Origin of the sequence: Pseudomonas sp. MIL19, from assembly GCF_028680365.1 — a bacterium.
Lineage (GTDB): Bacteria > Pseudomonadota > Gammaproteobacteria > Pseudomonadales > Pseudomonadaceae > Aquipseudomonas > Aquipseudomonas spirodelae.
In genome coordinates, this window is the sequence record NZ_JAPPVG010000046.1 from 1 (window position 1) to 22,093 (window position 22,093).

Annotated in this window: 12 protein-coding genes; 9 read left to right on the plus strand and 3 right to left on the minus strand. The window is 49.1% G+C overall.

Going from position 1 to position 22,093, the window contains the following annotated elements:
- Positions 1 to 841 precede the first annotated feature (841 nt).
- Positions 842 to 5,773 carry a DEAD/DEAH box helicase gene (locus tag N1078_RS18375; RefSeq protein ID WP_274089538.1) on the plus strand — a complete coding sequence of 1,644 codons (4,932 nt, stop codon included), beginning with the start codon at positions 842 to 844 and terminating at the stop codon, positions 5,771 to 5,773.
- A 428-nt stretch (positions 5,774 to 6,201) separates the two neighbouring features.
- On the opposite strand, the gene N1078_RS18380 is transcribed toward N1078_RS18375, so the two are convergent.
- The gene (locus N1078_RS18380) at positions 6,202 to 6,633 is read right to left on the minus strand and encodes a hypothetical protein (RefSeq protein ID WP_274089539.1); all 432 of its coding nucleotides are present in this window, start codon (positions 6,631 to 6,633) and stop codon (positions 6,202 to 6,204) included.
- Positions 6,614 to 7,357 carry a StbB family protein gene (stbB, locus tag N1078_RS18385; protein WP_274089540.1) on the minus strand — a complete coding sequence of 248 codons (744 nt, stop codon included), beginning with the start codon at positions 7,355 to 7,357 and terminating at the stop codon, positions 6,614 to 6,616. Before stbB ends, N1078_RS18380 begins: the two co-directional genes overlap by 20 nt.
- 677 nt (positions 7,358 to 8,034) lie before the next feature.
- On the opposite strand from stbB, the gene N1078_RS18390 reads away from it, so the two are divergent.
- The 4 genes from N1078_RS18390 (at position 8,035) to N1078_RS18410 (ending at position 17,958) form a co-directional block, all read left to right on the plus strand.
- Positions 8,035 to 8,373: a hypothetical protein gene (locus N1078_RS18390; RefSeq protein ID WP_274089541.1), complete on the plus strand. Its 339-nt coding sequence runs from the start codon at positions 8,035 to 8,037 to the stop codon at positions 8,371 to 8,373.
- Positions 8,370 to 11,198 carry a MobF family relaxase gene (mobF, locus tag N1078_RS18395; RefSeq protein WP_274089542.1) on the plus strand — a complete coding sequence of 943 codons (2,829 nt, stop codon included), beginning with the start codon at positions 8,370 to 8,372 and terminating at the stop codon, positions 11,196 to 11,198. Before N1078_RS18390 ends, mobF begins: the two co-directional genes overlap by 4 nt.
- A 436-nt stretch (positions 11,199 to 11,634) precedes the next feature.
- Positions 11,635 to 12,408 carry a hypothetical protein gene (locus N1078_RS18400; RefSeq protein ID WP_274089543.1) on the plus strand — a complete coding sequence of 258 codons (774 nt, stop codon included), beginning with the start codon at positions 11,635 to 11,637 and terminating at the stop codon, positions 12,406 to 12,408.
- A 4,653-nt stretch (positions 12,409 to 17,061) separates the two neighbouring features.
- Positions 17,062 to 17,958 carry a hypothetical protein gene (locus tag N1078_RS18410; protein WP_274089545.1) on the plus strand — a complete coding sequence of 299 codons (897 nt, stop codon included), beginning with the start codon at positions 17,062 to 17,064 and terminating at the stop codon, positions 17,956 to 17,958.
- Positions 17,959 to 18,103: 145 nt separating this feature from the next.
- On the opposite strand, the gene N1078_RS18415 is transcribed toward N1078_RS18410, so the two are convergent.
- Positions 18,104 to 19,186: an AcrVA2 family anti-CRISPR protein gene (locus N1078_RS18415; protein WP_274089546.1), complete on the minus strand. Its 1,083-nt coding sequence runs from the start codon at positions 19,184 to 19,186 to the stop codon at positions 18,104 to 18,106.
- A 147-nt stretch (positions 19,187 to 19,333) separates the two neighbouring features.
- Here N1078_RS18415 and N1078_RS18420 point away from each other — a divergent pair, with 147 nt between their 5' ends.
- The 4 genes from N1078_RS18420 to N1078_RS18435 all read left to right on the plus strand — a co-directional run bounded on the left by N1078_RS18420 (position 19,334) and on the right by N1078_RS18435 (position 22,037).
- Entirely contained in the window at positions 19,334 to 20,398 is a 1,065-nt protein-coding gene (locus N1078_RS18420; protein ID WP_274089547.1) for a helix-turn-helix domain-containing protein, read from the plus strand.
- Between the two features lie 134 nt (positions 20,399 to 20,532).
- A complete protein-coding gene (locus N1078_RS18425; protein ID WP_274089548.1) occupies positions 20,533 to 20,967 on the plus strand; it encodes a hypothetical protein in 435 nt (144 codons plus the stop codon).
- A 162-nt stretch (positions 20,968 to 21,129) separates the two neighbouring features.
- A complete protein-coding gene (xisR, locus tag N1078_RS18430) occupies positions 21,130 to 21,387 on the plus strand; it encodes an excisionase family protein (RefSeq protein WP_274089549.1) in 258 nt (85 codons plus the stop codon).
- The gene (locus N1078_RS18435) at positions 21,384 to 22,037 is read left to right on the plus strand and encodes an Arm DNA-binding domain-containing protein (RefSeq protein WP_274089550.1); all 654 of its coding nucleotides are present in this window, start codon (positions 21,384 to 21,386) and stop codon (positions 22,035 to 22,037) included. The genes xisR and N1078_RS18435 overlap by 4 nt, the downstream gene beginning before the upstream one ends.
- The last annotated feature ends 56 nt before the right edge of the window (positions 22,038 to 22,093 follow it).

Genomic DNA, 22,093 nt, shown 5'->3' on the forward strand with positions numbered 1-22,093 from the left:
AAGGGCGAGTCGATGAGAAAGCGGGTGAAGAAATTGACGGCGCCGGGCGCCTCAGACTAACAATGCAACCCCTGCGTCGCTGCGCTCCGACTGCCTGTCCGAATGATCGTGGAACAGGTGTCCGGATCAGCGTGGGCTGAGTGTCCGAATGGCGTGGAATCCGCAGGATCCTCGAATTTCAGGCTGTAGGCGTCTTGCCAGGTGCCATCAGCAAATACTTCGACGGTGAGTTCTTTAGCCATGATCAAACCAGCAGTTAGCGCATTGTAATGCGTTAAAATGTAGCCTGAACTCAGCATTAGTGCAATATAATGCACTGAAATGTAGAGATTGACGAGTTTGGCGCAATATAATGCGCTATTTGAGTGCGTCTCGTATTCTCAGTGCTTTTTAATGCACTGCGTCGTTAGAAATCAAATCGTCAGCGTATCTGCCGTATTGATTCCCTGGCCACGACAATAGCCGCAGAAGGGTTCAGAGCATGAGTGCAGTTCGGCCAGGCAGAGTTTGGTCAGCAGTTTCAGCCGTTTGCTGTTGCTACAACGGAAACGCTTCGATCATCACTAGCGCAGCCGAGCAGGACCCTGTGATACGGCAAGAATATGGAATGCACCTGACCTCCGCTAGTCTTCGGCTCCGTACGTCCGAGTTTCGATGAGTCCTATGCTGTTTTTCGTCAGCAGGCTGAATATCTGATCGGTACGCTTTGACGTGCCGAAATTTCAGCGCTTACCGAAAGGTCTGACGGGGTTTTCTTTTGGCTGCTCGTAATTGCGCCTATTGATAGACTGCTGCAATTTGGCGCCAAGACGCGCTAGCAGTATTCAAAAGGAATTCCCCAATGTCTGCACTATCAGCCCTGCTCAACACCTACCGCACCGCCTCAGTAAGCGAGCGCGAAAAAGGCACCTACTTCGAAGAGCTGATCTGCACCTATCTGCGTAACGAGGCGACATACCGTGATCTGTACGCGCAGGTGTGGACATACTCCGACTGGGCAAAGGAACAAGGCCTAGACGGTCGGGACACCGGTATCGACCTAGTAGCCAAGACCCATGGCATGGGCGAGATCCACGCCATCCAGTGCAAGTTCTATGCGGACAACTACCGCATCCAGAAAAGTGACATCGATAGCTTCTTTACCGCGTCGGGCAAGAAGCCATTTGCTCATCGTGTCATCGTCACCACCACCAATAACTGGAACGAGCACGCCGCCGACGCCCTGCAAAACCAGCAGCCGCCAGTGAGCAAGATTGACCGGCAAGATCTGGAAAATAGCCAGATTGATTGGGCGCGTTATCAGCCGAACCAGGCCGTAGCCTTCAAGACCAAGAAGCAACTGCGTGACCACCAGAAACGCGCCCTGTTATCTGTAGCAAGCGGCCTGCAAAGCGCCGACCGGGGCAAGCTGATAATGGCCTGCGGCACGGGCAAAACCTTCACCAGCTTGAAGATTGCCGAGCAGTTGGCCGGTGCCGGCAAGCGAGTACTGTTTTTGGTGCCCAGTCTGTCGCTGCTCTCGCAAACCTTGACCGAGTGGACTCAAGAGAGCGAAACCCCGTTGCACAGCTTTGCCGTGTGCTCTGACAGCGACGTGGGCAAAAAGCGCAAGAAAGATGACGACGCGGTTCAAACCTTTGCCCACGAGCTGCGTTACCCGGCTACCACCGAGCCAGGGCGACTGGCAGCAGAGATGCTCAAGCGCCACGACAACCAGCACATGAGCGTGGTGTTCAGCACCTACCACTCAATTGGCGTGATCAGCGATGCCCAACACCAGCATGGCTTGGCCGACTTTGACCTGATCATTTGCGACGAAGCTCACCGCACCACGGGGGCCACCTTCGGTGATGATGACGAAAGCGCCTTCGTTAAAGTCCACAACGCCGATTACATTCGCAGCACCAAGCGGCTTTACATGACCGCTACTCCCCGTATTTACAGCGATATAGCAGAAGCCAAGGCGGAGCAAGAAAACGCCAAGCTGTATGGAATGAATCAGGAGGAGTGGTACGGCAAAGAGCTGTTCGTCATCACCTTTAGCGAGGCGGTAAAGGCCGAGCTGCTGGTTGATTACAAAGTGCTGGTGTTGGCCATGGATGAAAAGCACATCAGCGGTCGTCTGCAAAAATTGCTCGCCGACGATGACAACCAGATCAAGTTAGAAGACGCCGCCAAGATCGTTGGCTGCTGGAAGGCTCTGAGCAAACAAGACACCCGCGAAGATCTTGCCGACGATGGCGAACCCATGCGCCGCGCCGTGGCGTTCTGCCAGGTGATCGAGTACCAAAAGTTCGCCAAGACCCACAAGGTCAGCTCTAAGAATATCGCCAGCATGTTCGATCAAGTGGTCGAAGCGTACAAAGCCAGCAACCCGGAAAACACCGACACTGCCGCCACGCTGATCTGTGAAGCCTCCCATGTGGACGGCGGCATGACCGCCAGCCAGAAAGAGGCCGAACTCGACTGGCTGAAAGCCGAGGTGCCCGACAACACCTGCCGCATCCTCAGCAACGTGCGCTGCCTATCTGAAGGTGTGGACGTGCCCGCCCTGGACGCCGTGTTGTTCCTCACCCCGCGCAACTCACAGGTAGATGTTGTGCAATCGGTTGGCCGCGTTATGCGCAAGGCCGAAGGCAAGAAGCGTGGTTATGTGATTTTGCCGGTCGTGATCCCTGCCGGCATGGCACCTGATGAGGCACTGAACGACAACAAGACCTACAAGGTCGTCTGGCAAGTGCTTCAAGCCCTGCGCTCACACGATGATCGCTTCGACGCCATGGTCAACAAGCTAGATCTGATCGGCAGCGATCCGGCCAAGATGGAAGTCATCGCAGTTACCGAAAAGATCAACAAAAAAACCGACCGCAGCAACACCGGCAAAGACAACGGCAAGGCCACCTATGGCATTGGTGGCGGGGGCGGCAAATATGACCACGGCCCCGCGCCTGAGCAGTTCGGCTTAGAGTTTCAGATTGGCGAAATCGAACGCGCCATCTACGCCAAGGTGGTACAAAAGTGTGGCAATCGCAGTCACTGGGAAGATTGGGCCAACGACATCGCCAAGATTGCCCGCACCCATATCACCCGTATCAGCAGCATCATTGAGGATGAAGCTAACACCCGCGAGCGCGAAGCCTTCTTTGGCTTTGCCGCTGAGCTGCGTGATGACCTGAACGATAGCATTAGCGACAACGAAGTGATGGAGATGCTGGCCCAGCACCTGATCACCAAACCGGTGTTTGACGCCCTGTTCGAGGGCTACAGCTTCGCCAGCAACAATCCCATGTCCTGCGCCATGCAAAACGTCCTGAACGTGCTGCAAGAGCACCGCCTAGACAAAGAAGCCGACACCCTCCAGCGCTTTTACGACAGCGTGAAAATGCGCGCCGAAGGCATTGACAACGCCGAAGGCAAACAGAAAATCATCGTCGAGCTGTACGACAAGTTTTTCAGTAATGCCTTCCCGCGAATGAGCGAGCGCTTGGGCATCGTCTATACCCCAGTGGAAGTGGTGGATTTCATCATCCACAGCGTCAACGACATTCTGCAAAGCGAGTTCGGCCAAACCCTCGGCAGCGATGGCGTGCATATCCTTGACCCCTTCACCGGCACCGGCACCTTTATCACCCGCCTGCTGCAAAGTGGCCTGATCAGCAAAGAGCAGCTACAGAACAAATACCAAGGCCAAATCCACGCCAACGAAATCGTCTTGCTGGCCTATTACATTGCTGCCATCAATATCGAGGCCGTATACCACAGCATTGTCGGAGGCGAGTACCAGCCCTTCGAGGGCATCTGTTTAACTGACACTTTTCAGCTTTATGAAAAGGACGACTTAGTCAGCGAGATATTGATGGACAACAGTGCTCGGCGAGTCAGGCAAAAGGCCTTGGATATACGAGTGATTATTGGAAATCCTCCATATTCTGCTGGGCAGACAAGCGCCAATGACAACAACCAAAATGTGGAATATCCATACCTAGACGGTCGTATTCGCTCTACTTATGCAGAGCGCTCAAGTGCCACCAATAAGAATGGGCTTTATGATAGTTATATTAGAGCCATTCGCTGGGCGTCAGATCGCGTTGGTGATAGCGGGATTATCGGGTTCGTTACGAATGCAAATTTCTTGGAGGCAGGAACTTTTGACGGCTTGCGCCAATGTTTAGCTGAGGAGTTTTCCAGCATTTATATTTTTCACTTGCGCGGTAATGGCAGAACCTCTGGCGAAAGGTGCCGAAAAGAAGGGCATCCCCTGTTTGCGGCACATGGAGGAAAGGGTGGAAGTCTCACACCAATTGCCATTACTTTACTAGTAAAAAATATCAACTCTAAGAATCAAGGGAAAATTTATTTCCATAACGTAGGTGATTATCTAAAACGTGGAGAGAAGCTGGAAAAACTCACTAAACTTCATAGCGTCGCGGGTATAAGCGCAGTGGATGGCTGGCAAGCCATTACACCAGATGAGCATGGTGATTGGATTAATCAGCGCGATAATAGTTTTGGTGATTTTATTGTGCTAGGTGATAAGGATGGAAATCCTGCACCTAAATTATTCTCAAATTATTCTAGTGGAGTTAAAACACAGCGTGATGCTTGGTGCTATAACGCCAGCATCAATAGTGCTGGAGCTACTATGGGGCGAATGATTGGTTTCTACAATTCTGAGCTGGCGCGCTTTAATACAGCCAGTATAGGACTGGAAAAGAAAGCCCGCGAGGAAAAATTAGATAGCTTTATCAATACCGACCCAACGCAAATCAGTTGGACACGAGCACTAAAGCAGGAGCTGGTTAAAAATCGTAGTTTTGATTTCGAGGCAAACTGTCTGACGCCTTGTTTGTACCGTCCATTTACAAAGCAGTGGTTGTACTTCAATCGTAGATTCAACGAAATGGTCTACCAAATGCCGCGCATTTTCCCCAGTGCCGCTGCGCAAAACATGGTCATTTGTATTAATTCAATAGGCGCTCAAAAGGATTTCTCAGCATTAATGAGTAATCTTTTACCCGACCTCCATGTAGTCCAAACAGGCCAATGTTTCCCACTTTACCTTTATGACAGCCCTGAAGACCAAGCCAAGGCCCGCAAGGTAGCCCCCGGCCTATTTGATCCGCCAGCACATCTCAGTACAAGTACCCGGCGCGACGCGATCACCGATGAAGGTCTTGCACACTTTAGCGCCGCCTATCCAGGCGAAGTCATCAGTAAGGAAGACTTGTTCTATTACGTCTATGGCCTGCTGCATTCCCCGGAGTACCGCGACAAGTACGCCGACAACCTCAGCAAAGAGTTGCCGCGCATCCCGGCGGTCAAGGCTGCGGCGGATTTCTGGGCCTACTCCAAGGCTGGCCGTGCGCTGGCTGATTTGCACCTGGACTACGAAACCGTGCCCATGTACCCGGCCAACGTGCAAAGCAGTGCCAGCAGCGACGGTGACTACCGCGTAACCAAGATGAAGTACGGCAAAAAGGGCAAGGACAAAGACCTCAGCACCTTGCATTACAACGCCAAGATCACCGTCACCGGCATCCCGCTGGAAGCCTACGACTACATCGTCAACGGCAAACCCGCGCTGGATTGGGTGGTCGAGCGCCAATGCGTCAGCACCCACAAAGACAGCGGTATTATCAACGACGCCAACGCCTGGGCCATCGAAACCATGGGCAACCCACGCTACCCACTGGAGCTGTTCCTGCGCGTGGTCACGGTGAGCCTGGAAACTATGAAAATCGTAAAGTCTTTGCCGCTGCTTGATATTGCGTAGAGTTTTGATGGGGCAGCCTGTTCAGGAAGTGGAATAGGTCTAGCCCTAAATAAGGAGGGGATGTGCTGGTGAACGAGCTTGCTAGTTTCTAGATGGGCGACGCTGGAGTTTCTATTTCCAGGCATATACACCAGCCCCTACTGACACCTCTTCGCATAGGCTCACTGGTACTTCTGGAGAGCTAATACCTGAGTAGTGGCTTATGAAATATATGCAGATCGGAATTGACTGTGAAATTAACCAAGTCGTTTTGGGAAGGACTTAGGTTGGCACTGCTGGATGGTGATCTCGGTTCGCCATTGTGATATAGCATCCTGAGAAATAGTCAGCTCCCGAGCGATGTGGGACAGTAGGCCTGTTGTATTGAAGTTTAACCCATGCTCAATGCTCTAGTAGGTGGGCGATCTATGGGTAAGTCAGCGACCATATCACGCGATAGCACTCCATGCGAGCAGCGATAAATTGAGCACCCCCAGAGCAACTCCCCCAAAAATACATGCTGTAACCCCCCAGTCATGCAGGCTCCTTTTTTTATCTTTCTGTATGATTTCTACATGACTCGCATACCTATTTAGAATCGACTCAATTTTAGATAGCCTATTAGACACTTCGTTAATGTTCACGTTAGATGCTCGCCAACCCCAGCGCTCAAGCCTATTAATCTCAAAAGACATTGCCTCTATCAGTTCAATTAATCCAGGAACGCCATCAAGTCCATTAATCATTACCTCAATACGCTCAAGCCTGTCGGCCGAAGAATTTAAAAATTCCAATTTATTAATTATTTCATCTGCATGCTGGAAGAGAAGCCTTATATTATTTTCATGACGTGTAAGCGGTCTACCTCTGCAATCCTGCATTGCCAGCCTCCTCAAAAAGCGACTCAAACGCCTCATCTAGATGAGTACAAGTATTAATCGCCTTTTTTGCCACATTTAATTTCTTCATTGCATAAGCAAATTCTATCGGATCATAGGCCGCGACTCTTAAGCATTGCTTCAATTCCTCCAATTTATTGCGTGCTAAGGTGCACGCGTCAGCCAGAGGCATTCTGAGATCAGCTAGGTCTTCATAAATATCATTTTCATATACTGCGCATTTAGTATTAGCAATAAAGCAATCAAAGTTATTCGCTGCGTCAAGGATTTCGGGAAATTCCTCTTCCACACTACGCTTTACTCGATTAAATACGATCCTGATTTTATCTTTCTCAACGCCCATTGCTGAAAGCATACGAGCGGTCGTAATTGAATCAGCTTGCTCCTTAACACCCGGCACAACAGGGATTACAAAAAAATCAACCTCATCATAACCTTGACTAAATGAAGATAATCCCTCAAAAAATGCTTCGGCATTTGAAGCTCCAACATCAACCACAAGATTCTCGTACAATACTAACTGCATATATATTTTCTTGAATTCCTCTCCGCGAATTTTTTGCGACTCCCCAACAAGATCTTGAGTATCTTGATTTATTGACTCAACAATTAACAGCTTAGCATTTTCCATTCGCGGTACAAGCATATGCGCTGACAACGTTGACTTACCCAAATTTCCGCTAATACCTGCTACTACTATTTTCATAATAACCTCTTGGCTTTATCTTTTAAAAATCTGTTCACGTCGCCCGGACTACTAATTATCTCTGACCTCATTGCAGAGCGACTAATCGACTCTGTTTTATTCGCTGGCCCCAACCTATCCGTTACATGCCGGTTTCTAACCAGCCCTCTGCCCGTGTATCTGAGGTACTCAAAATAGTAATCCCCCAAATCACTCACCATAAATCTGTACAAGCTTGATATAGAAACCTTCACTCCCTCTAGTTCAAGATTTATCGCAATTTCATATAGCGTTGAACACTCTTTAAGCGCTTTAATTAAAAATTCTCGCTTACCATGCAGCAAGATTCTTGCCTGCCCCTTTGCCATATTTCCACCTCAACTTTTATTTATTATCACAGTGAGCTAGCAGCAATGGAATATACCACCCATGCTTACTTCGGTTATAAAACGAAAATAACTGAAAACTAACAAAGGCATTCGAAAAACTGTGGGGATTCATGACAAGATCAGAGAGCAAGTGACCGCACGAGACACAACGTGAAATGACATAGATAGGAGAGAAATTCGTTTAACACTGCTGCACCTTCTTCGAAGGATGCAACAGCGTAAAACGCCGGGCTGTAAATAAAATATTGCATACATGCGCACTCATATGCCTCTACTAATAATGTAGTAGAAACCATATCGAGGCATATCATGAGAAAAATTTATAGCCAAACAATCGATAGCAAGGCCAATCAAACGGCATTAGACAATCTGGCTAATTCCCTAGGCATTGCTAAAAGCAGGGTTATGGAGAAGTTAATAGCATCTATTGAAACTGAAGACCTTGTAGCCATTGTCAATAACCAGCTTTCTTTAAAGTCAACAAAAATAGTCAACTTAGACCGAGTTACAACACAGGTCATACAGGAGGAAATTGCGCGTTCGTTATCTTTATTGAGCATAAGAGTCACAGATGCCGCAAACGATGGTGCGAAAGCAGGTGTAATCTGTTCTTTTTCAAATATCCTCACCATGGAGGATCCCGCATGAGCATATTTACAATAGATAAATTCAACTGTGAAGATATCCAATCACGAGCCGACTACCATGAAACCGGAGAAGAAACTGCCATCGTCCGCTCGGGCGCAGAAGACTATTACTTTAAAGCAAATAGCGACACACTATTAACTGCTTTTGCGGGAAGCGGTTCAGACGAACTTGGCCTCGGTGTCAATCCAGCTAATGGTGACTATGCCGCACTCATGTCCGGCATCCATCCGCGTACTGGAGAATCATTCTGTAGTGCAACAAGGCAAACACAGCTCAAAACAGACAATCATGCCCAAGCTGGTTTCTCGACATCTTTTAACGTCGAAAAGTCGCTGTCTCTGCTGTACGCAACACTGCCTCGAAGCGAGCAGATCATTTTCGAACGAGCACTGATGGAAGCCGCCAGCAAAACCATTAAAAACCTGGAGAGCAGAGGAATATTCGCTTACCGAACCGGAGCACAGGGTAGTACCACTCATCCCGGTAAAATTATTGCGGCCACCTATCTTCACTTCACCAACCGTAATCAAGAGCCGCATCTGCATATTCATGCAGAGATGCCTAACCTGGTTTTTGGGAGCGACGGCCAGTGGAGAACGCTTGATGCCCGCGAGCTGTACAAGAGACAGGTTGAGATTGGTGCTCTGTTTGACGCCTGCCTTGCGAACGCTTTACAGCGGGATCTGCCAAGTGTTGCGCGTTACCTTGAATGTGTACCTGAGCGCAGTGGCCTCGTTGTAGCCGGCATTGATCACAGTACGATCATGCGTTTCTCGACACGCCGCCAGGAAATTCAATCGGCCCTTGTGGCCATGGGCGCGTCAGGCGCTGATGCTGCGCGCACAGTCGCAAAGCGCACGCGCCAGGCCAAGGCAGCGGTTGATGGAGAAGTACTACGAGAAGAATGGAAGTCCTGCCTTGTTGATCTTTCCCCCTCCACCGGCGACATCACGCCAGCCACTCTGCTGGCAGTCGAGTCCCTGGTATTCAAGAACCGTAGCGTCTTCAGACAACATGATCTTGATCGAGCTGTCGCGCTGCTAAGCATCATGCGTGGCGGCACAGACTCACTCGCCGAGATTGAATCAGCTGTGTGCCAGCAACTGGGAATTGTGCGCCTGCCCGGCGGCCTCGATAAGGAACCGCTTTTCACTACCGAGACCTTTCGCCAGCTCGAATCTGATCTGTTGCGTTTTGCTCTCAAAGCTTCAAGACCTACGGAGCGTTTTACCCTGTCCGACCTGGGCATCAAGAGTGCCTTACAACAATGCGAACTAGAGAAAGGGTTCCCCCTCCGTACTGAGCAGGTTCAGGCCATGCTTCACTCCACTGATGGCCAACAGATGGTAATCATCCAGGGCGCTGCTGGTACAGGAAAGTCCGCATCACTTGCTGCGTTCAAAATCGCCTATAGCTCTGCCGGACATCGCGTATTAGGCCTGGCACCATCTGGCGCTGCGGCGGCAGAGCTTCAGAAAAGCTCCGGTATTGACTCGCAAACCATTCATGCGCTTCTCATGCGGCTTGAGAACGACAATGCTAGAAGCCCTTTCAGATTGACCGAAATGGACGTAATTGTGTTGGATGAAGCCGGAATGGTTGATACCCGCACCCTTCATAAGCTGTTGGGTTATGTCGAAGCGGCTGGTGCCAAGATCGTGCTAGTGGGGGACTCCAAACAGCTCGAATCAGTAGCTTCCGCATCAACTCTACAAATGCTCACCCAGCATCTAGGCGCAGCACGACTTGAACATATAACGCGTCAGCGCAATGCAGAGGATAGAGCCATCGGCCAGGCCTGGTTTTCCAATGTGGGCGACGCCCCCGCGATGATGCAATCCCGTGGCTTGATTCGCGCAACTAACAATGACACACCATCCGCTATAGAACTGATGCTCATCGATGCCACACAGGCGCGCAAGGCTGGCACTGACTGGAGTGAAATTCTGTTGTTGGCTGATCGAAATAGTCATGTTAGCCAGCTCAATCAGCGCGTTCGGGAAATACGGATGGCTCATGGGGAGTTGGACAAATCAGCCGAAAAAGTCGTCCTAGTGAGCAATGATCGAGGTTATTCACGGCTACTTGAGCTTTGCCCTGGTGACCGGATCATGTTCCGTAAAAACGCAAAGGTTGATCAGACGCCAGTCTTCAACGGCGACCGGGCGACGGTCATCAGTATCGAAGATCACGAGTCCGGGGCTGATGGCATAGGGATTGAAACAGTTGTGCGTGCCCGCCTGGATCGCTCAGGCATCGAAATCTGCTGGAGTCTTAGTGACTATGACAAGATGGATCATGCATACGCTATGACCGTGCATAAGTCTCAGGGACTGACTGTCGAACATGCCTTCTATCTAGCGAGCGAGACAACTGACCGGCGCTCTGCTTACGTCGCTTTTACGCGCTCCAAGGCTGCCTGTTCGTTTTACCTGCCCACTGAATCCGAAGCCGCTTTCGCGAACCAAACGAGCCTTTTCAAGGCGAAAATGACAGCTCTCGATGCTGACCTAGAAACTAAACAGCGAACGCTTAATGCGCCCATAGACACGGGGGAAATAGCTATTAGGACGCAGCAACCCTATACAAAAGAGCTACTAGAGAAGGCTGGTATGCGGTTTTCTTATGAAAGCTCAACCACTCATATAGCATGCACACCCAACTATACTAATCAAAACTTGAGATTCGGAAAGCCGCCACGACAGATTCTGCTTCTTATCATTAAGCGTCTTAAAGCTCGCTTGCAGAGCGCTTACATTAAAGACAAAAAAACAAATAAAGATATAAAGAAAAACCACCAAGACCTACTAGCCCCATCCATATAGAATCCATAAAAACCAATAAAGATCTACGCCTAATAAAATATGCGGAACTTTTAAAATGAAGAAGCGAAACCTGAGAGCAATAATTCTCGCTGTCTATTATCGGAATAATAACTAGAATCAATAGGTTCGGAAATGAAGGATGCCGCAGAAAAAGCTGACGAAATATTCAAGCGGAGCGACAAAGTTAAAAGCCAGAATAATAATTAATTAAAGTGCCAATAAGGCGTTTACAGTCGACACTGAATTCCATTGCCTACTGTTCATGCTGAAATTATGAATCCAAGCCACAAAGCGAATTTTTGTGTAAATTTTATTGATATACATAAAATCCAGAAACCCACATAGAAATATAACCATTAATAACAAGGCTTGAGCCGGAGCTTCTGTTGCGCAAAACCCTTCTCTATGATTATTATAAAAAATAGAGGATATAAAAATGCGCCTAAATTATAAAATCAATAACCAAATCTGTAATTTCCACAAAAATCGAGACAGATGCTATCACGAGATAGAAGACCTTATTTCTCTCTTGCAGTTAAACTCTACAGAACGCGAAATAACACTTCGCGAATGGGAAGGCTATTACACTTACCAACCTGACGCACCATTAGCAATTACAAGAGAGCCAGCCTCTCTTCACTGCTGCATCCCCGAGGACTCCCTATTGAATTTTATTGAGTCCGTGCGATCACTAACCCCATCAAAATACTCTCTAGCACCTGAGCTGCTTTTAAAAAGAATATTGCGCCAATGCAAAATCTCAATATTTAATATGAAAAAGACTTCTGTGTTGCTATGCAACTCAAGCACACAAAATGAATTCAAGACTTTAGTTAGATTTATGTATGTTATTGCATACGGCGCAATGGAGAGCGCTACAATATCCGGATTACTTAGCGCTCAACAGGAAAAAGAGTTCGCATTTATTAAGCGCTTTTTTCCGCCAGCTCCAAAAACCATTAACCCGAACAATCTCTTTTCTCTATTTCTAAATCTGGCACCGATTTGGCCTAAGAATCTCGCGAGCCCGTTCGACGAATCTCTTAAAAAAGACATATATAAACTCAACACAGAGATTATCACCCAGCTTAATGATAAAGAAATACCACACAGCATGCATGATGAGTTTTTTTATGGATGCTTGAATGCTATGTGCACCGAGCAAGATATTCGTCATAATCGCAATGCTCAGGACTCTCCAGAGCTTTAATTATCACTCAGGGCTCATGCAGGTAAGCGCCAGCCCGAAATATACCTGCACGCAACTAGTGGTCATAAGCCCTAAGGAGCACACTTATCATTGAAGCATGCGTGGCGAAGTTTGGATGCCGCGTGATATCAGCTCTAGCAATATACCCAGTGAGTTCCTGCCGCCTTGTTTTTTAAATGTTACAACCACATACAGGCTGCCAGTAACAGTGTGCAAGGTCCAGAACCCTGCACACTGCCGAGCATGGATAACATCAGATGTGCGCACACGATGCCCATCCTTAAATCGCCCGTAGGCATCAGCTTTAATATGTCGATGTATTACTCCGATGCAGCAACCAGCTACAAAATAGGTATCAGTCAAATAGGCGGTTACTGGGCGAGTAAAAGATGTATCCATCGCACATACAAGGCGATTTGAAGCATAAGTAGACAGCTCAATAGGCTTTATAGTCCATGTCATATCGTTATTGCTCTACAGCCAGATTATTGATATCGCCAAAGTGACGCAGTAACAACGATCCGATGATCGTTATTTCCACTTCACCGACTCTTAACAGCAAAATATAAACACTTACCCACCTCTAAAAATCATCTTGAGCGACTCGGCCAAAGTGTTCGTCAACCGGCCGTTCCTTCTCAAATAACTGATGGACCTTGCGTACCTGCCTCGCGTACGCTAGCGTGTTGAAAAAACATAGCTCACACATACGCACACGATAACCCTCACCATCATGTTGGGAGCCAAACCCCCACTTGGCTTGTAGTACTCCGAACTGCTCACCACAACCGTGCACTAGCGTACTTTTACTGCATACATCGCAAATTATTTCTGTCTCGGTTGTTTCAGAATTAGCCATTTAACCCCCATTAGAATCCGACCACTATCATCTAAGTCGCCGCTAATAAAGTGATGCATGAATTTTATAGTCCACGCCCGTACTTTCAAGCCATTAATAAATATTTCAGCTGGAAATAGAACAGCTACGCGACAAACGGTATTTACATATAAGCTAAATTGACACAGTCACTCTAGCAGCGCATCAATAAATAACGCCCTACAGTTAAACCAAGCAAAACAATTAATAGGCGTAGAAATTTATAATGTCCTACGCCACACATCAAAGAAATCAATGGGTCATGCAAGATACAGGGGCTAAAGCAGTTAAAGTCTCACTTTACGTCAGAGCCAATGGGGCATTAACGGAACCTTATCTCACGTGAAATAGCCATCTATAAACTGCTTTTAATTTTCGAAATATAACTCATGAGGCGGCGCTCATAAAAATATTGGGCCATCTTCAGCACGGTGTTAGCAAAATCAACTCAGTCGCACAGTCGCTAACAAGTTTCCCATACACGTTGCGCGACGGGCCGACGTAACGGGCAATAATTATCACGTGATAATTATTTTAGATAATTGAATTTTCAGGATTGAATTGCGCACGACGATTGATTCGATGGGCATTGCGCCACTCCGATAGGAGTTACTGTCGCAACCATTACAAGCCAACGCCAACGCTAGCGCAGGAAGGATCCCAAGGTGCGTAACTACCGCATGCTGCTTCGGGTATGTGACGCAAAGCCATCTTGAAGGTACGCACACCACAGAACGACGGCCGTCACCGTTCGATTCAAGGCGGTTGGCAATCAGCACATGCATTAACCACACCTTAAATCACGTGAGATAGACCCTTGTAAATTCGTCGCGGCACCTCTCTGCTGCTCAAAAAATAGACCGCAGATAGCTGCATGACTGCCAACCTGGATGGCCCAGTAGCCGCAAACAACCCAAGCCAATTTGGATGAAGCCGACCAGGCTCGATGAATCGGATCCCACGACCATCCTGCCACCCTATCAGGCAGGCAGCGATGCAGGATTTCTACTACCATCGACCTCTTTTTCGAAGCAGAGAGGTTGCCGCCAAGGACGACCCGCCACTACAGAATGACGGCCGTCACCGCTCGACTCAAGGCGGTTTGCAATCAGCACATGCATTAACCACACCTTAAATCACGTGAGATAGACCCTTGTAAATTCGTCGCGACACCTCTCTGCTGCTCAAAAAATAGACCGCAGATAGCTGCATGGCTGCCTACCTGGATGGCCCAGCAGCAGCAAACAACCCAAGTCAATTTGGATGAAGCCGACCAGGCTCGATGAATCGGATTCCACGGCCATCCGGCCATCCTATCAGGCAGGCAGCGGCGTAGGATTTCTTCACTAGCATCGACCTATTTTTTGAAGCAGAGAGGTTGTCGTGGTGCGTTTATCCATACGTAAGATTCGAGTGGTGCTTCACCTGCATCGCTGTGCTACGACTGCCCGGCCGAATGACCGTTGAACGGGTGGCGTGGAATGCTTACGGTGCTATACAAACCAACTCAGTCGAGTCGCTCCTCCATCCACGTTGCGCGTCGGGTAGGGCGTTACGGGCAACAATTATCAGCTGATAATTATTTTTGATAATTGAATTTCCATCAATAAATTGCCTACGCGCCTCCTCCCATAGGAGTTACTGTCGGCTATCGCGACCGTTACAAGCCAACACCATCGCTAGCGCATGACAGATCCCTAAGGGCGTAACTACGGTATGCCGCTGCATCGGGCATGTGACGCAGAGCGGTCCGGAAGGTACGCATGTGCAAGCCCAGGTTTAGTTATGAAGAGGTAGGCCAGGTATGCGTAGCTTGATCACGGATCCTATTACGCGGGGTTGATGCAAAGATTTTCCGCCAAGGACGACCGGCCACCACAGAATGACGGCCGTCACCGTTCGACTCAAGGCGGTTTGCAATCAGCACATGCATTAACCACACCTTAAATCAGGTGAGATAGACCCTTGTAAATTCGTCGCGGCACCTCTCTGCTGCTCAAAAAATAGACCGCAGATAGCTGCATGGCTGCCTACCTGGATGGCCCAGCAGCAGCAAACAACCCAAGTCAATTTGGATGAAGCCGACCAGGCTCGATGAATCGGATTCCACGGCCATCCGGCCATCCTATCAGGCAGGCAGCGGCGTAGGATTTCTTCACTAGCATCGACCTATTTTTTGAAGCAGAGAGGTTGTCGTGGTGCGTTTATCCATACGTAAGATTCGAGTGGTGCTTCACCTGCATCGCTGTGCTACGACTGCCCGGCCGAATGACCGTTGAACGGGTGGCGTGGAATGCTTACGGTGCTATACAAACCAACTCAGTCGAGTCGCTCCTCCATCCACGTTGCGCGTCGGGTAGGGCGTTACGGGCAACAATTATCAGCTGATAATTATTTTTGATAATTGAATTTCCATCAATAAATTGCCTACGCGCCTCCTCCCATAGGAGTTACTGTCGGCTATCGCGACCGTTACAAGCCAACACCATCGCTAGCGCATGACAGATCCCTAAGGGCGTAACTACGGTATGCCGCTGCATCGGGCATGTGACGCAGAGCGGTCCGGAAGGTACGCATGTGCAAGCCCAGGTTTAGTTATGAAGAGGTAGGCCAGGTATGCGTAGCTTGATCACGGATCCTATTACGCGGGGTTGATGCAAAGATTTTCCGCCAAGGACGACCGGCCACCACAGAATGACGGCCGTCACCGTTCGACTCAAGGCGGTTTGCAATCAGCACATGCATTAACCACACCTTAAATCAGGTGAGATAGACCCTTGTAAATTCGCCACTGCACCTCTCTGCTGCTCAAAAAATAGACCGCCGATAGCTGCATGACTGCCTACCTGGATGGCCCAGTAGCCGCAAACAACCCAAGCCAATTTGGATGAAACCGACCAGATACGAGTCAACCAAGAGCCACTAAATGGCTACCGTTCGTCTCCCTTAGCTAAAATATTTTCCGCAGAACTAAAAATCAACGAAGCCCCGCAGCACTAGGCGTACAGGCTATTTATTCCAGATTGACAACCTGCTAATGCTGACCGTTTGTCGGCTTTTTAAATTTCTTTAGTTGAAAAAAAAAATTTCGACGGATCTCTATATTTGAGAACAAACAAAAGCAGGTGATTTCCTGGCTGCAAATTTTTCGGGTCTTGCAGACGAATGACTTCACCGTGACAGAGGGATTCCTATAGAGCCGTAGCGAGAGAAAGGGCCGACAGGCCCTTAAGGCATCGCTCACTTCGCAGCCGCCAGGATGCGGCTTAGGTTTGAAATCAAAATCTTTGGAGTTTTGCCCAAGCTGTTGTGCGGAGCACAACAGCTTGGAAGCCGCAACCCCACTAAAAACGTGTACACGTTTACTCTTTCGACAGCTAAGTTCAGCCGCGATTAGGGAACCTCTGAAAAGCCCGTTTTTACGAAATGACAGCTCTTTAAGCCGCGTGGTTACTGGACCCTATTTTTCAAAGGGGGGCTTTTCAGATCTTCCTTAGGTTTCACGGTCGGGAGCTGAGGCCGCTCCAAAAGGCGGTTCAGAATCTATGGATTAATGGGCCTATTCTTGGAACTGGCCTAGTGTTCAAGGAGACGGGTAAAAAGGTCTCGAAGAGAGCGATCATCAGATCTACTTAAAAATGGGGAATGCTTGCAGACTCTATAAACAGAGCTTGCAAAGAAACTGCGTACTATTGGCGCTTAAAAAGACGCTCAAATCGCTCACTTCGTTCGCTGGGACCGGCAAAGCCCGCCCCTTAGAAAAAGGTTAGGTACACATGCAGATTCCGCCGCCACTGACACTGCTTCCAATACTCATATCGCTAATTGCGCTCTGGGTCGCTGTGAAAAATTACCATCGGAAGAACGGGATTGAACTGAGAGGCGCATTTCAGATTGCCTCAAGTCGATTTTGCGAAGATCGATACGTCAGCAATATCTTGATCGAAAACATCAAGGATCGATCAACTACAATATTCGACATCTATCTAAAGGTTGGTCACTCGATATACATACACCTTATTGAATTTGAGGAAAATCCGCTAATCCTCAAGCCGTATGAAACATACCAAAATCAATTCGGCCCCATTGAGTTCTACGGATTCAACCTTCGGAAAGTCGACATAAATGACCTCCTCGCAAACCATAAGTTAAAAAAACAACTAATACTTTCTACATCCGACGGAAAGTACGCAGTCCCAAGACATATTGGAAGTTGGAGTCCAGTTATAGAGTTCTTCAATAATCATCTAACCGGCATCCTTCAGCCTGTGCCCTCTAGATACAAAAATACCGACCTTGGCAGCAATATAAAATATATTGTTGAAATCATAGATCAAGTAGATAAGACCCAAATCGTACCTGTCGGACGGAATGATCACGACATAGGTGTATTCAAGAACTTCCGACTAACGAAAGAATCGCTTGCATCCATAGCGGACCTCGAACTGTTTTTGCTGGACCGCCAGATCGACGGAAATCTCAACGTGAAGGACTTTTCCGTTTATGACGTTGACGCTTGGAGGGAACAGAATCACCGTGAATATCGCGAAAAAACAGTAAAAATAAGTGCTGATTCTTTTGTACGTTATCACTTACTCGGCCGATGGTTCACATATCGTCAGAACCGAGAGATACGTAGAAAGAATAAACTTCTGGCTAGGCCACATCGCTAATGTGTTGCTAACAGCATTCAAACCGTTCGCTACGCTCACTGGGGCTGGCTAAAGCCAGCCCCTTAACCAAACGTTTGAATTAATCGCCACTGGCGTTGTAGACACTTGATTAGACACTCAACTCAGAGTGCTCTACTTCGCCGACTCAATCAGCGGCATCATCATTTTTTCTCCCCTCGACAACAAGAGGGGCAATCCAGTGGTAGACAAAGCGCCGCTGCCCTGAACGCGGCCCAGTCCAGAACCCATGCCAATGCCCCCTCCGCAAATGCGACTTAACAGTCCTGCCGCTGTCTTGGTCTTGAGCAGCAATACGCAAGAGACGTCCAGCTTTATCTCCAACCCGGAGTACTCGCGGCTTATCTGGCGTAAACAGGTACGGCCCTTTCTTTCCCTTTTTAAAAACAGTCTTGGTCGGTGATGCCTGCGGCATACGCAACGGGTCGATCTCGGGCTCCTCTGAGCAGAGGTACAACAGGATGGCTATCAGCGGCTTAAGCTCGACTGCCAAGATATTATCTAGGGGAAGATCGAGGCCGAACAATTCACTCAACCCGGATGAAATATCATTTTCTCCCGCAAAGTCCATTGTTTTGCTTATTGCTGTCTCGACTGACCACTTACCAAGATGCAGGGGCTGAGCAATCAAGCCGTCCTCTGTGTTCAGCACAAACCGGAGTTCCTTGCGCTGGTGGTTAACATCCCACTCCATGTGGGCCCAAAATCCATGCAAAGGCGATTCGAGCCAAGACAACCCAGGCGTCTCAACATAAACGCACCACTCAGGAAGCCGCTGAAACAACTCGCAAGGTAGATCGCCAGAAAGCTCAGTCGCTGTCAGTGCAGAAAGCAAATCTGGGTCAAATCGATAGATACCTTGCGAGTACCGCCAGGTGCCGAGCGCAGCAAGCACTCCGATCCCTTTAGAAGAATCGAAGAGGTGCTCAAATCCGCCAGCGATGACCGAACTCACATCGATCATCGCTGCCCAGCCGCCCATCGGTAGAAAGCACCAGTTGGGCCAATCAGGGGCGTTTGCCTTCCCCTTGTCTTGGAGCATTACCTTTGCCCATGAGGACATTGCTGGATAATCCTTCATGACCTTTTTCAGATGCAGAAGTGGATTGACATTGACCACTCCAGGGTTGATTGGACGCACGAACGCTTGACCGCCGTTTGCCTCGGTACCAGCAGAAACTGAGAGTTGATCGACTGTTGAGCGGTTCATCGTGGTTTACTCCGTATGAGTTTGGCTATTTAACAGCAATTGCTGTTGCAGTGAATCATATTAACCTTTCACAGATTGTCAACAGCAATAATTGACAAAGCTATTTTTTATAGCTAAAGTGGGGGCGACTCTTACGGAACGATGCAGATGAAACCATTAAACACAGACTCTCTCGCAGGCCGGATTGCGTTAGCACGCAGGGCTCGCAACCTGACGCAGGCAGAGCTTGCTAAGAGAGCCGGTATGACTCAATCGAGTATTGCCCTGCTCGAAAATGCAACGACTGCTGCGTCTCACAGTTCTTTGGCAATAGCCCAGGCACTCCAAGTACCTGTCGAATGGCTGCTGAATGGCGGTGACCTTGAAGCAACATTGGCTGCCCAAACTACTGAAGCCTCAGGGTCAAACCTTGGGAGTGGCAGCGTTCAAACCCTGCCGATGTTGAACAGACCACTGAACACGTTTTCACAACGACTGATATTTCGTCGAGAACAATGTGGTCTAACCCAAGCTCAATTAGCTAAAAAGTCAGGCCTATCGCAGGCCACTATTGGCAATCTAGAGACAGGTCGAAACAAGGGCACCAAGAAAATTCTTGAGCTGGCGAACGCACTGAACATCACACCTGAATGGCTGGCAAATGGCGGCGATCTAAGCCTGGCGAATGCAACAGCTCTGCGGCGTGGGCTGGGCATACTTTCCAAAGAGGAGCAGCGCGAGCATGACATGAAACGACTGCTCAGCATGGCTACCCTGATGCCTGAGCAAGAGACCGCTCAGGTCGAAACCCCAGCCGCTCCAATAGTCCAACCTTTGCAGATGCTGCCGATTATTTCGTGGCTCGACCCTGCACTTAAGACACCTCAAGACACCTATCTGAGCAGCTCAGCTGAAGGCCACTTTCGTACTCCCTTTGAGCAGAGCAAGCAGGCATTTTGGATGAGAGTTTCCTTTGATGTTATGGAGCCAGAGTACCTAGAGAATGACCTGATTCTTGTTGATCCCACCGTCTCACCTCAAAGTACGGATGACATCGTAATCCTAGACGCCCAGGGAAGACCGGGATTTGGACGACTTAGCAAGACACTGTCGGGCCAATACATAGAGACGCTTAATCCAAAGTACCCCGACAGAATGCACCCAATAGAAGATGCAACACTGATTGTTGGGACTGTTATCGCTTCAATAAGGCAGCGCCGTGCCAAGGCTTAGCCTCGGCTTTTTTACGCCTATCAAAACAGCCATTACTATTATTTATGATGGGTAATGATGAGCATGTGAATGCAACAGTGTCACCGCTAACCGAAACCAACCCAGCAAACCATGACCAAAAGGCAGAAACCCAAATGAACACACTTACCCAGCAAGGCGTCATCACCATCGCCAACGACGGCCCTCTCATCAGTGAAACGAATTATTGGGCCACCCAATATTCGCACTCTGGCTACGCATACCTCACATGGAATTCTGGTACAGCCAGACTCCTGGTGCCGGAGAATCTAAAGCCGGCTTTGCGTGATATGAGTACAGCCAAACATGTGATCATCTCACGCGGCCCGCATGTTATTTCAGGCGGAAGAGACGCAATTGAAATCCTGTTCGAAGATTTCAGCGATGCACCCTATTCGCTCATGTTGGGCATTGAGCAGACCGACAGAATGCCTTCTGAGCGGATCATTAAGGACTTCCCCCTGACAATCTGGACGCGCGAAGGATTGAAGCAAAGTCATCGGGGGAAATTCCGCCAGGTTAATCGGTTGCCATGCCTGTCATCCTGGTGAGGCCATCTGAAATTCCAGCGCAGGCCTTGCCTCTGCACACACCAGAGAAGCTTCGCCAACTGATTCTTCGACGCGATGCAGCGACAAGGCCTAACTGCACATTATTTTTTCGCTCATAAAACAGCATCTGCTTTTTTAATTAATAAAACTAGAGGACAAGCAATGACAGCAACAGCGAAACAACCCACCAACAACGACACCATTCCACCGCCGAACATTAAGCAGCTGTTCGCTATTGTCCCTGCTAAATGGGTCAGGCAAGAGCTGCTCTTCCCTGTATTCGGTATCAGCACGGAGGCTGCTCGCAAGTACCGCGCAAGCGGGCAATGGCACGAAGGCAAGCACTGGGATCGAGACCCGGCGAATCGCGTCATCTATAACCGCGAGGCCATCGAGAAGTGGATGTCGGGAGCGCTATGAGCATGGTTATGCCCAAAGGTGTTGAGATCCACAACGGCAGAGTCCGCATCAGCTTCTCGCTCAACGGCAAACGCCATCGTGAAGTGATTCGTGACTTGCCGGTGAATGACAAAACCATCGCGTACGCCAAGAGCGTTCGTGAGCTTGTGGTCGACGAGATTAAGCGCGGCGTCTTTGACTACCAGCGCCGATTCCCGGACTCGGTAAAGGTGGCTCAGGCCGAAGGGGGTGGTCAGGTGCAAAGTCCTCCTCCTGCTCAACCTGAGGTAGCTGTAGCAGGCGAGGCGCCGGCAGAGCCTGCTTCCACCGGCATGACGGTCAGAGAGGGGGTAATGCTCTGGTTACGCGTGGCAAAGAGCGGGACGGCGTCGACGACCTACCTGAATTACAAATGCAAAGCCGGCCATGTGATTCGCTACTTTGGCGATACGCCCATCGATAAAGTAACGATTCAAGATCTCAGGTTGTTTCGCAACCACCTGGTGAAACCCGAGAACAATACGAAGGGGCTTTCGCCGAAGACGGTCAATGACGTGCTAACTGCGGATTCCACGCCATTCGGACACTCAGCCCACGCTGATCCGGACACCTGTTCCACGATCATTCGGACAGGCAGTCGGAGCGCAGCGACGCAGGGGTTGCATTGTTAGTCTGAGGCGCCCGGCGCCGTCAATTTCTTCACCCGCTTTCTCATCGACTCGCCCTT